The sequence below is a fragment of the Salinivibrio sp. MA440 genome (genome assembly GCF_001996265.1).
In the GTDB taxonomy this organism is placed as follows: Bacteria; Pseudomonadota; Gammaproteobacteria; order Enterobacterales; family Vibrionaceae; genus Salinivibrio; species Salinivibrio costicola.
The window spans coordinates 13,231-25,791 of sequence record NZ_MUFI01000010.1 but is presented as its reverse complement, the minus strand read 5'-3'; the positions used below and the strand labels follow the sequence as shown (position 1 = coordinate 25,791).

Here is a 12,561-nt window from a genome sequence, read left to right as displayed (position 1 = left end):
CTTTTTAAGTTGAGTTAACGATCACTGAGCGCTTTAAAGCGTGCCTGCTGATGGCGTAATTGATCGATACGCGCATCATAACGTGCTTGTGCCAAGCTGCCTAACTCAGCCAGTTGAGCGGCTTGGGTGTAGTTACGAATGGCTTTGCTCCATTGACCGCGCAGCGCGTAACGCTCTCCTTGAGCAGCTAATTCTCCGTCACGGTGTGTGCCAGTGCTTTCGTACGCTTGTTGTAACAAAAACCATCCGTTGCTGTCATCGGCATGCTGGTGAGTGTAGCGCTCTAATGCCTTGATCGCTTCACCGCCACGCTTGGCTTTTACCAAGGTGTAAGCGTGATTAAGCAACAATACGCGATTGTTAGGCTGCTGGTTCAAGGCTTGATTCAGGCGGGATAAGGCGCTGTCATACTGCTTTTCGCCAATCTCTAAGTCGGTCATCGCGTCAATATAAAAACGATTATTGGGTTGAGCTTTAATGAGGGGCGCCAGCTTCTCACGCGCTTGTTGATAGCGCCTTGCATCAATATCCAACAGCGCCATGCCGTAATCAAGGCTATGTTTTTCCGCTGGCGATGCTGCTTTATGACGCCGTTCAAACCAGTCCATGGCGGAGCGATCAGCGATACCGCTATATCGTGCAACGATACGCGCTCGTGCGAGTTGGTAATCGGGAGAGTCGGGCACGCTTTTTTGAGGATACTGACGCGCCCGCGCGCGTGAATCTGTGATCCGAGACGCGGGTAATGGGTGAGTGCTGAAATACTCCGGCATTTGACTGGCGTAGCGGTACTCATCGGCTAACCGAGAGAAAAAGCGTGGCATCGCCTCAACATCGAAATCCGCGCGAGCGAGGGTTTCAATTCCGACGCGGTCGGCCTCTTCTTCGTTACGGCGGGTAAAGTTTATTTGGCTTTGCATACTCCCCGCCGTTGCTGCATGAGCTGCGGCAATCCCTGCTTCAGGCGCTGCAATCGCGAGCATTAAAGAGCCGACTAAAGCGGCAACCGTTAGCGGCGAGGTTTGTGCCTGCGCTTCCATGCTGCGCGCAAGGTGGCGTTGGGTCACGTGCGCAATTTCGTGCGCCATCACAGATGCCAGTTCGCTTTCTGTCTTGGCATGCAGGAAAAGCCCAGAATGCATGGCTACATACCCGCCAAAAAAGGCAAACGCATTGATCGCTTGATTATCAATCAAAATAAATTGGAAGGGCGTGCGGACATCGTTGGCGTTCGCCACCAACCGATGCCCGAGGGCGTTAACATATTCACCGAGTAAAGGATCATCAATAATGGGTTTGCTGGCTCGTAGCATTCGCATATAAGCATCACCAAACTCTTTTTCTTTTGCCACCGACAGCGTACTCGCGGCAGCGGTGCCAATGTTAGGCAAATCACTTTGATATGACTCGACGTTTGCTGACACAGGCGCACTGACCAATGTCCCTGCAAGCGCATAGGCGACGAGGCGGCGAGCCGTTTTTCCTTTCCAAGAGCAAGATGCACGTGGCGGCATAAGTGTCATTACCTTTTAAAATACGCAAGTGTACTTAAGTACAGACCGATAAAACCTGTCTGGGTTTCGTTGGCGTTCTATCTAATGTCCATTACAATACCAACGATAATACCGACCGGTGAGACAGAATGGAATGTCAAACTCTTGATTTACGAGCACATGTTTGCCCAATGGCCCTGCTACTCGCCAAGCGTGCAGCAGCGTCGTTGCGTGCCGGCGAGCAGTTAGTGATTTTACTGGGCGATCAAGGCGCGAAAAACGATATTCCAACCTACTTTACTCGTGAAGGATTTACCATTGCTTGGTTAGATACGCCAGCCTCGCGTTTACACGTCACAAAACAATAACGAGCCTGATATGTTTGAATTGCTACATCGCTGGTATCGGCGACGCTTTTCCGACCCACATGCGGTCAGCCTAGTGCTGATTCTTTTGGTCGGTTTTGTCACCATCTATTTTTTCGGCAACTTATTGGCGCCTTTACTCGTGGCCATTGTCATGGCGTATTTACTCGATTGGCCAGTCAATCGTCTTAGTCGACTGGGGCTGCCTCGCACGTTATCGGTTTTGGTGGTGATCGCCTTGTTTGCCAGCTTCACATTCATGGCGTTGTTTGGCTTGGTACCGACGATTTGGAATCAAGGGATAAGCCTGGTGGCCGATGTGCCGAACATGTTTAATAACATGCAGATGCTGATGATGAGCTTACCCGAGCGCTATCCAGGATTAATTAATCCGCATATGGTGAACACACTGGTCGATGCCTTGCAGTTTAAAGTCCTCAACATTGGGGAAACCTTGGTAAGGGGATCGTTATCATCGCTGGTGAACATCGTGGCGCTAGCGGTCTATTTGATTTTGGTCCCGCTCTTGGTTTTCTTCTTACTGAAAGATAAAACGCAAATGTTGGCGATGTTTAAAGGATTATTGCCGCGTAATCGCCGCCTTGCCTCTCGGGTTGGTCATGAGATGAACCAACAGATATCGAATTACATTCGCGGGAAAGTGACCGAGATTATTATTGTCGGTATCACCAGCTATCTGACTTTCATGTTACTCGATCTCCGCTATGCCGTGTTGCTAAGTGTCGCCACCGGCTTTTCTGTCCTTGTCCCCTATATCGGGGCGGCCATTGTTACGGTGCCGATAGCGATCGTGGCCCTTTTCCAATGGGGACTTGAGCCCGGGTTTTGGTATGTGATGATTGCTTACGGCGTGATTCAAACCCTTGACGGTAACGTCCTTGTGCCGGTGCTTTTCTCGGAAGCGGTCAATTTACACCCGGTGGCACTCATCATAGCCGTACTGGTTTTCGGTGGACTCTGGGGCTTTTGGGGGGTATTTTTTGCCATTCCATTGGCGACGTTAGTGAAAGCGGTATGGCAAGCATTGCCTGAAATTGAGCTCGATGATGATCCAAAAAAAGACGTAGAGTGATCCATCTTGTTTTCAGGCTCCTAAATAAAGGAGCTGAGCGGCACGAGCACAGGCTTTACCGTGATCAGTTTGGCCCACAGAAGTAGTAATGAAAAACAGGGTTGGCATGGTACAAAACAGGCAAGAACATACGCATTTAGAGGGGTTCCGCGTCGCTGTGATCGGTGGCGGCGTGGCGGGCACGACAGCGGCCATGCGACTGGCTGAACGTGGTATTGATACCCAGGTGTTTGAAGCGGGAACCGGGCTAGTCAGTGGCCCACCTATCTGTCATCTTCATGCGGGCGGCAATTTGTATCGAGAAATCTCGCTCGATCAGTGCTTAACCTTACTGGACCAGTCCGTTGCGACCGTACGCATGTATCCGCACTCTGTGAATCGCCGCCCAACGGTGTTGGCGGTGCCAGAGCAAGACCCAGGATCGTTAGACAGTGTGATTGCACGATTAGAAACCTTGCGCGAGCGTTATGCGCAATTGGTCGAGCTTGATAGCGCCAATAAAGTGATGGGCGAACCTGCTGATTATTTCCGCCTGTATCAGCAATCAGACCTTGAAGCGCTGAAAGCAAAAGATTATCGCAGTATAACCGATTCGGCTGATCAGTGGATGTGGCCGGTTGCGCAGTCGCTGGACCTAAGTGCGATGAAGTATCCATTGGTATTGGTGCAAGAATACGGGCTGAGTGTATTTCGCCTCGCCGCTGAAGCGCAATTGACGCTTGCCGACGTGCCGCATTGCCAACTCAACTTTAATCATAAGGTCGTGGATACGCAGCAGACAGCGTCGGGTTGGCAAGTGACGTATCAAGATAAGGCAGGCCAATCGCACACCACTGAGGTTGACTATCTGATTAATGCGGCGGGATTTCGCACCGGGACCATTGACGATATGGCGGGCTTCGGGCGTCAGCGTCTGGTTGAGTACAAGGCAGCGTACGTCGCCCACTGGACGTCGACGGAGTACCAATGGCCAGAAATTATTGTTCATGGCCAGCGAGGCACGCCACAAGGTATGGCACAACTGACGCCTTATCCTGATGGTTTCTTTCAACTGCACGGCATGACGCAAGACGTGACCCTCTTTGAACGTGGCTTGGTGAAAAGCTCAGTGCAATCGGCGCAACCGAATGTCGACGCGCGCTATGTTAAAAACATCGATCAAGGTTGGGACTGGGATCAAGTGTGCCAGCGCACGGACCGGGCCATCGAACATTTTGCTCAATGGCTGCCTGAATTTAAGCAGGCCGAAGTCGGAGGAAAACCCTTGTGTGGCGCGCAACAAATTCCCGGTGAGGACCCGTCGCTGCGGGCGTCGGATGTATCTTTCGATGGTGAGCGCTACGCGCGGATGGAAATCGTGAAAGCCTCCTCGGCGCTGACGGCGATAAACAAAGTCCTGACGCAATTTGAAGATGCCGGCTGGATTTCGCCAACCTCTCATTACGTCATGACGCGCCCGTCGACCGCTAAGATTGTCAGCGCTGCGTGTGAATTTGCGGTACAGCGTGGTTATCCAGAAGCATTAGCAAAGCCTGTGGGCTGAGTGAACCCATGGTCATCGTTTGAAAAAAGCGCACGATTCATCGTGCGCTTTTTTGTTAACAGGCAGGATAAGGCGCCGTCCTAGGCTTGGTTCAGGAAGTCCAATACCACTTGGTGATGATCTTTGGTCTTAAACTTATTGAACACATGTTCAATTTTGCCATCTTTGCCGACCAAAAAGCTGAGGCGATGAATGCCGTCATATTCTTTCCCCATGAACTTCTTGGGTCCCCAGACGCCAAATGCATCCGCAACCGCATGATCTTCGTCGCTCAGTAGGGTGAAATTGAGTTCATCGCGCGCGACAAAGCGGGCGATCTTTTTGACGGGATCCGGGCTGATACCTAACACCACGGTATCCAGCGCGTCGAGCTCGGCCTTAGTATCACGCAAAGAGCAGGCTTGTGTGGTGCAGCCTGGTGTCATTGCTTTGGGGTAAAAATACACGAGGACGCGTTTTTCGCCTTGAAACTGGCTAAGCGTGACGGTGTCGCCATTTTGATCTTGCAATGAAAAATCGGGCGCTAGAGCGCCTTCCGTTAATGTTTGCATGCGCTGCGTTTCCTTTTTTGTCGGTAAACCGAATTGACGATGATAGAGGGTGTTCGAGATTACGCAAGTTTTTGATATTACGATCACGCTCTTGACAGTGTTTGACCTTTTATTGACGCTAACGAGACGCTGATTCAATGATAAAATCGCAAACTTGAATGTAGCGGTAAGAAATGTCGAATAAGACACGCCAGCGCGCAGGGTTATTCTTGTGTTTACCCAGCGCCAAAAGTAACATTGCAAGCATCACCAATAAGGGAGACGAACATGGTTTCTGGAAGCATAGTGGCGCTCGTCACACCAATGGATGCACATGGCGAGGTGGATTACGTTAGCCTGAAAAAACTGGTCGAGTTTCATATCCAAGCGGGCACAGATGCGATTGTCGCAGTGGGCACAACGGGTGAGTCGTCGACAGTAACCGTGGATGAGCACATTAAAGTGGTCCTAAAGACCTTGGAATTTGCGGATGGACGGATTCCCGTTATTGCAGGTACGGGGGCAAATGCCACCCACGAAGCGATCACTTTCAGTAAAATGTTTGCCGGGTCGGGCGTAGCCGCTTGTTTGAGTGTGACCCCTTATTACAACAAGCCGACGCAAGAAGGCTTATTCCAGCATTATAAAGCCATTGCCGAAGCGACCGACTTACCTCAGATTCTCTATAATGTTCCCGGTCGTACCGCCGTAGATATTCAGCCTGAAACGGTGGCGCGCCTAGCGACCTTTGACAATATTATCGGCCTAAAAGATGCCACTGCCGATGTCAGTCGTGTCGCCATTCATCGGGAACTTTGTGGCGATGACTTCCTCTTATTTAGTGGTGATGATTTAACAGGGCTAGATTTTGTCCTTGCTGGTGGACATGGTGTGATTTCGGTCACTAACAATGTTGCCGCTGCGGCAATGGCCAAAATGATTCAATTGGCGCGCGCCGGTGAAGCAGACCAAGCGCATGCAATCAACGAGACGCTGATCCCTTTACATCGTCACCTTTTTGACGAAGCCAATCCGATCCCTGTGAAGTGGGCAGTCCGAGAAATGGGATTGATTGCGGATGGCCATCTTCGTCTGCCATTAACCGAATTAAGCGAGCATTTGCGTCCCGATGTCCGAGAGGCCATGCAGGTTGCGGGTGTTGTTTAAGCCGTTGGAGTGTCAATGAAACCAGTATTTAAGCTCGGCCTTTGTGCCATCATGGTCACCGGGCTGGTGGCCTGTAGTGGTGGCGCCGAGCAACGCCGTCAAGCCAAAGATGATTTTAGCTACTTGCAAACGACCCCGCTGTCGCAGTGGCAAACCTTGCCGGATCAAGCGCCTTACTTTTCCACCAATTATCAGATCCCTGAGCAAGACTTTAAGGGCGAAATCGGCAAAAATGTCGATATTCGTCCGCCGCGTCAAGTGCTTGATTTAGTGCCAGGGGCGCGTATTGAGCGTGACAGTCGTGGAATAACCGTCGCGGTTGCCAATGAGCAGCAGCTTACCCAATTATGGGAAACCGTTGAACGTCTGGCGAACGATAAGACCATTCCTGTTGAGACACAAGCCGCAGATCAAATTGACACCGGCTGGATCGCTTGGGAAAAAGAAGACAGTGCTCATCAGGCTCGGTTCCGCCTATCACGACTCGAACAAGGGCGGCGATTTGCACTGGGCGTCAATATGATTGATTCACGCGCCAAGGCCAGTGATGAACCTTTGACGCCGGCAGAGCAGGAACGCTATAACACCTTAATGACCAATCTGATTACGGTGAGCCATGATGCAGCACTACGTGCAGAGGCGCGCCGTTTAGCTGCGCAACGTCAGTCAGATATTCCGATGAGTTTTGGTACTGATCGAAGTGGCTTGCCAGTGATTATTGCGCGTGCTCCGTATGATGTCGTATGGGAAAAACTTCCTGAGATGATTAAACCGCTCGGATTTACGGTAGAAAGCCGCAACCAATCGCAAGGTACGGTGAAAACGCGTCACGTTGCGCCGAATGATGAGCGTTGGCAAGCCCTTGGGGTTGAACCTATCTCGCTGCCGGACAATAGCTACACACTATTGTTAGGGGATTTAGGCAACCGCACCTCAATCAATGTGACCGACAGTGATGGAAAGCCGGTTAAAAAAGCAACGTTAGAAGCGCTTAGCCCAGCGCTGAAAGCGGCCATTGCGCAGCTTAGCCAGGCCACATCGCAGTAATCTTATAGGGACGCCAGACAGCGTCCCTTATTTTTTAGCGCCTAATGGAGAGAATAGGTAATGGAAAAACGTGCTGAGTTGTATCGCGGTAAGGCAAAATCTGTTTATGCAACCGATGATGAAAACCGCTTTGTTCTGCACTTTCGCAATGACACCTCTGCGTTTGATGGTGAGCGTGTTGAGCAACTTGAGCGAAAAGGCGAAGTGAATAACAAGTTCAATCACTTCATCATGCAAAAGCTTGAGCAGGCAGGTATTCCCACCCAAATGGACCAACTGTTGTCCGATACCGAGTGCGTGGTGAAAAAGCTCGATATGATCCCGGTTGAGTGTGTGGTAAGAAACATTGCCGCGGGCTCACTTTGTCGCCGACTGGGCGTAGAAGAGGGCACAGCACTCACTCCACCCACTTTTGAGTTGTTTTTAAAAAACGATGCGCTGCATGATCCTATGGTCAATGAATCACTGTGTGAGTCCTTAGGGTTCGCGAGCCAAGCCCAATTAGCGACCATGAAGTCGCTGACGTATCAGGTTAACGATGTGCTTAAGGCGCTGTTTGCTGAGGGTGACTTATTGCTGGTGGACTACAAGCTGGAGTTTGGCGTCGACGTCAACGGTAATATTGTCCTTGGCGATGAGTTTAGCCCAGATGGCTGTCGTTTGTGGGATGCCAACACGCGAGAAAAATTGGATAAAGATCGCTTCCGCCAAGGTCTAGGTGGTGTGGTAGAAGCTTATATCGAAGTAGCAAAGCGTATCGGCTTAGCCCTATAATTTTTGGGCTTAAAAAGCAAACGATTGCGTCGCGTGTGAAGACAATAGCACCGTGTAAATAAAATAGCGCCATGGATATGGCGCTATTTTTTATTATTCACTATCGATTGAACCCTATTTTTACGCAAGCAAAAAGTTGCTCAGCTTGGCAACTTTTTGCTCAGCCCTTACAAAAAATTGGTCACTCAATTTTTAAATTGCTGATATTAAACAATAAAAAAGTTGGCATGAAATTGGCTTGTTAGGGGTGACGCATAACCAAGGTGGTTATGCCTAACGACTAAATACTGATAGGAGCAATTATGCCAACGCCATGTTATATCTCGATTGAAGGTGAAACTCAGGGTTTGATTACTGCCGGTGCCTGCACCGCTGACTCAATCGGTGATGCATTCGTTGAAGGCCACGAAGATGAAATGCTGGTTCAGCAGTTTGATCACAATGTAACCGTCCCAACTGACCCGCAATCTGGTCAGCCATCAGGTCAACGTGTTCATAAGCCATTCAAATTCACCGTTGCGCTAAACAAAGCAGTGCCTCTGCTTTATAACGCGCTGTCTTCGGGCGAAAAAATGTCTACCGTTGAGCTGAAGTGGTACCGCACTTCTATTGAAGGCAAGCAAGAAAACTTCTTTACCACCAAGCTGGAAAACGCCTCTATCGTCGATATCCATTGTGAAATGCCACACTGCCAAGACCCTGCTAAGTCTGATTTTACTCAGAATCTGACCGTGTCTATGTCTTACCGTAAAGTGACATGGGATCACGTCAACGCTGGTACCTCAGGGTCAGACGACTGGCGTAAGCCGATCGAGGCGTAAACCTAACGCGTCGCGATATAAATCGAGTAGCCCACTGGCACAGTGGGCTACTTGCTTTCCCATCATATAGAGGTAGACATTAATAATGGCAATGCTGAGATTTTCACTGGTTGTAGACGGTTTATCAGAAGACACCTTTGTTGTGCGTGAATATCAAGGGCATGAGTCTGTGTCTGATAGCTACGCAGGCGGTCAGCCTTTGTATGGTTATCGCTACGATATTTCGCTCGCCAGCCGTCAATCGGGTATTACTGCCGAGCAAACGGTTGATAAAAAGGCGCTCCTAACGGTATTTCGAAATGAAGAGCCGGTACAGTACGTACACGGTATTGTCCGCCGCTTCACACACAAAGAGATTGGTCACCATCACACGTTTTATTCTCTTATCTTGGTGCCGTCGTTAGAGCGCTTATCATTACGTCGAAATAGCCGTATTTTCCAACACCAGACAGTGAAAGACATCATTTCAACCCTGTTAACGGAGATGGGGATCACTGATGTTGATTTTTCATTGAAACGAGACTTACCTGAGCGCGAATTCTGTGTGCAATACAGAGAGAGTGATTTAGCGTTTTTGCATCGCTTAGCGGCTGAAGAAGGAATTAACTATTACTTTACTCATCTAGAAGATAAGCACACTGTCCACTTCTACGACGACTCATCGCTGATTGATAAATATACTAAGCCCGTTGAGCACAACAGCCGGGCAGGGGGTACTTACAGCGACCCTTATGTTCGCCACATCGATATCAGTGACCAGAGTGAGTCAAACAAAACCGTCCTCAAGGACTATAGCTTTAAAAAGCCGGCTTATAGTTTTCTTCAGCCTCACGAGGCGGATGGCACCAGTTATCAGCGCACCGATTACGAGTATTTCGATGCGCCTGGCCGCTACAAAAATGATCCAAGTGGCAAAGCATTTACCCGCATTCGTAACGAGTTTTTGCGGCGCGAGGCCTCAACCGCCCAGGGGCAAAGCCATGTGCCTGCGCTCCAGGCGGGTGTGAAATTTGACTTGATTGAAAATTTGCACAAACCGGCTAACCGAGATTGGTTGGTAGTCAGTGTGTCGCATGTTGGTAAGCAGCCTCAGGCACTGGAAGAAGAGGGCGGAACCGGCGCAACCACCTACCATAACGACTTCAAAGTGATCCCTGCGACAAGACAATGGCGTGCCACCCCACAGCCCAAGCCGCAAGTTGATGGACCTATGATTGGCGAAGTGGTCGGCCCGAAAGGCGAAGAAATCTTTTGTGATGAGTACGGCAGAGTGAAGGTGCACTTTCCGTGGGATCGAGAAAGCAAACAAGATGAGCACAGCTCGTGTTGGATACGCGTGTCCCAAGGTTGGGCGGGCGCACAATATGGCTTTATGGCGGTCCCTCGGATTGGCCATGAAGTGATCGTGTCTTTCCTTAACGGCGATCCAGATCAGCCGATTATTACCGGCCGCACGTATCACGCGACGAATGTGCCACCATATTTGCTCCCTAATCATAAAACGCGCACGGTGATCAAAACGCAAACCCACCAGGGTGAAGGGTCGAATGAAATCCGCTTTGAAGACCAAGCGTCCATCGAGCAAATCTACATCCATGCGCAGAAAGACCAAGATATTGTCACCGAAAACATCCATCGCGAATTTGTGGGAGTGGATAGCCACCGTCAAGTCGGGCGCAACGCTTATCAATCTGTGACGGAAAATAGCCATCGTATGGTTGGCAAAAATGTCGTTGAGGAGTTTGGTCAAGATCATCACCAGAAAATTGGCCGCAACCTCGTGCAGCGTATCTTGGGTAAACTGAGTCGTTTTATCTCTGGTGGTATGATCACCAAAGTGGAAGGTGGGATAGTCACACAAGCCACGGCCTCGGAAGAGAAAGAGATCGGCGCTAACCAACGGACCAAAGTCAGTAATGAGAGCTACTTAACCGCCAAAGATATTGTGCTGGAAGCTGGTAATGAGTTAACGATTAAAGGCCCCGGTGGTTTTGTCAAAATTGACGGCGGCGGGATCACTATCTCTGGCACCAAAGTCAAGATCAATGAAGGCGGCTCTCCCGGTAAAGGCACGGCACCTACTATGGTTCAGCCTGATGAGACAGATAAGCCTCAGCAGCCTGATGATCCGGACCGACGGGGGTAATGATGCCAAGTGCTGGAAGACTCGGAGACAGTGCGGCAGGGCATGGTTGCTTCCCTGCCACCCCCATTATTAGCGGTAGCCCTGATGTGTCAATCAATGGCAAGCCAGCAGCACGTAAAGGTGACCCTGTACTGCTTCATGCTTGCCCTTGCCCGAATATGCCGCATGGTATTCATGGGCGTAGCATTAGTGCAGGATCGTCGAATGTTTCCATCAACGGAAAGCCGGCCTCACGGGTCGGCGATGCCATTGGTTGTGGCGGTCAGGTCGCAGCGGGTTCAGGCGATGTGTTTATTGGTGAGACGCCTTACCAGTCACCATCACATGATTGTGGTGAGGGGGCGGCTAAAAGCAATGCGCCTTTCTTGCGGATCTTGCCTTTGGTCAACCCGGTTGAAGCACTGTGGTCAAAACCGATTTATAGTCCTGGCTACTTTAAGTCTGTGGCTGAGCAGCAGCTCAAGGGCTCCATCACGCAAACGCTACCCGAGGAATTACCACCTCTCGGTCAAGACTTATCGTCGTTGGTAAAAAGTGGCGGCTCACCCGAACAAATGCTGTATGTGTTAGAAAAAGGCACCACCAAAGCCAAGCGGCGCAAAGCTCGAGAAGCGATCACTGAGCGTGCCAGCGAGAAAGAGCCAGACGTTGCTGAACGATTTACGCAAGATATGGACGCGGCTGAAAAAGCGATGCTCAGTGAACATATCTATACGTTAGATAAGCCTGTTGATGATCTAGATGACAGACGCAAGCAGCTTGCCGAGGATTTTGATAATGATTCAGGTTGGGCGCGGGCGAACGAAAAACAGCTTAAAAAGTTAGGCATTAATCCTAAAGATTATAAAGTCGATAAAACAAACTTTCGTGCACAAGTATATATACCGGATCCTGACGTATTTGGACCAGAGGCGAAGCCAGTACTGGCTTTTCGAGGCACAGAAGCGACGGGAGACTGGACCAAAGGTAATATCCCCCAAGCTCTTTTGGGAAGGTCAAAATACTATAAACAAGCCGTAGACATTGGTTCAAAAATTACCGACAGTCAAAAGTCTGTAGAGATTGCGGGTCACTCATTAGGAGGAGGTTTAGCCTCTGCGGCCTCGAAAGCCGGTAATTTTCCTGCCACCACCTTTAACAGTGCTGGATTGCATAAGAAGACCGTTGAGCGATATGGGGTGCCCACAGCACAACAAGGCAGTGATGAGAATATCACGCGCTATCGAATAGAGGGTGAGGTGCTCACCCATGCGCAAGAAGAGATGCCCGTTTTAAGGCGTTTACCCAGCGCGGTTGGTAATACCACCCAAACCTTTTCCAAGCCGAAATCATTAACAGCTCAGGCGAAAAGCGCTGACGCGGCTCTTGGTACTAACGTAGCGATAGAAGAAGATACCGACGTTACGCTAAAAGAGCGAATCAATTTACATGGTATGGATATGATGCGCGAAGCTATCGAAGATCGTAAAGTCGATGATTTACACACGCTAGCCAAGCAGGTTTAAACCGCGATGAAATACATTATTTTAATTATCTTGGCAGGTATTGTGCTGTCAGTTACCGCAAAAGCAGGAGTATTAAA

General features: G+C 49.9%; 11 protein-coding genes. 9 read left to right on the top strand and 2 right to left on the bottom strand.

The window, feature by feature from the left end:
* Positions 1-14: 14 nt before the first annotated feature.
* Positions 15-1,514, bottom strand: a complete 1,500-nt coding sequence (locus tag BZG80_RS04780) for a beta-barrel assembly-enhancing protease (protein WP_077677224.1) — start codon at positions 1,512-1,514, stop codon at positions 15-17.
* Positions 1,515-1,642: 128 nt separating this feature from the next.
* Here BZG80_RS04780 and BZG80_RS04775 point away from each other — a divergent pair, with 128 nt between their 5' ends.
* The 3 genes from BZG80_RS04775 (at position 1,643) to BZG80_RS04765 (ending at position 4,494) form a co-directional block, all read left to right on the top strand.
* A complete protein-coding gene (locus BZG80_RS04775) occupies positions 1,643-1,861 on the top strand; it encodes a sulfurtransferase TusA family protein (protein ID WP_025744467.1) in 219 nt (72 codons plus the stop codon).
* A gap of 10 nt (positions 1,862-1,871) precedes the next feature.
* Entirely contained in the window at positions 1,872-2,951 is a 1,080-nt protein-coding gene (locus BZG80_RS04770; RefSeq protein ID WP_077669023.1) for an AI-2E family transporter, read from the top strand.
* An 88-nt stretch (positions 2,952-3,039) separates the two neighbouring features.
* On the top strand, positions 3,040-4,494 hold the full coding sequence (locus BZG80_RS04765) for an FAD-dependent oxidoreductase (RefSeq protein ID WP_077678856.1): 1,455 nt from the start codon (positions 3,040-3,042) through the stop codon (positions 4,492-4,494).
* Positions 4,495-4,574: 80 nt separating this feature from the next.
* Here BZG80_RS04765 and bcp read toward each other — a convergent pair whose 3' ends face one another.
* Positions 4,575-5,045, bottom strand: a complete 471-nt coding sequence (bcp, locus tag BZG80_RS04760) for a thioredoxin-dependent thiol peroxidase (protein WP_077575946.1) — start codon at positions 5,043-5,045, stop codon at positions 4,575-4,577.
* A 267-nt stretch (positions 5,046-5,312) separates the two neighbouring features.
* Between bcp and dapA the strand changes: the two genes are divergently transcribed.
* From dapA to BZG80_RS04730, 6 genes are all read left to right on the top strand, one after another.
* Positions 5,313-6,191 carry a 4-hydroxy-tetrahydrodipicolinate synthase gene (dapA, locus tag BZG80_RS04755; RefSeq protein ID WP_025744469.1) on the top strand — a complete coding sequence of 293 codons (879 nt, stop codon included), beginning with the start codon at positions 5,313-5,315 and terminating at the stop codon, positions 6,189-6,191.
* A 15-nt stretch (positions 6,192-6,206) separates the two neighbouring features.
* Complete coding sequence (gene bamC / locus BZG80_RS04750; RefSeq protein ID WP_077660745.1) at positions 6,207-7,238, top strand: outer membrane protein assembly factor BamC; 1,032 nt, start codon at positions 6,207-6,209, stop codon at positions 7,236-7,238.
* A 60-nt stretch (positions 7,239-7,298) separates the two neighbouring features.
* Positions 7,299-8,012 (top strand): phosphoribosylaminoimidazolesuccinocarboxamide synthase, encoded by a 714-nt coding sequence (purC, locus tag BZG80_RS04745; protein WP_077669026.1) that lies wholly within the window; start codon positions 7,299-7,301, stop codon positions 8,010-8,012.
* Between the two features lie 302 nt (positions 8,013-8,314).
* Entirely contained in the window at positions 8,315-8,833 is a 519-nt protein-coding gene (gene hcp-2 / locus BZG80_RS04740) for a type VI secretion system effector Hcp-2 (RefSeq protein WP_074213199.1), read from the top strand.
* Between the two features lie 91 nt (positions 8,834-8,924).
* A complete protein-coding gene (locus BZG80_RS04735) occupies positions 8,925-10,979 on the top strand; it encodes a type VI secretion system Vgr family protein (RefSeq protein ID WP_241833858.1) in 2,055 nt (684 codons plus the stop codon).
* Positions 10,979-12,484, top strand: coding sequence for a PAAR domain-containing protein (locus tag BZG80_RS04730; RefSeq protein ID WP_241833857.1), 1,506 nt, complete (start codon positions 10,979-10,981; stop codon positions 12,482-12,484). Before BZG80_RS04735 ends, BZG80_RS04730 begins: the two co-directional genes overlap by 1 nt.
* The last annotated feature ends 77 nt before the right edge of the window (positions 12,485-12,561 follow it).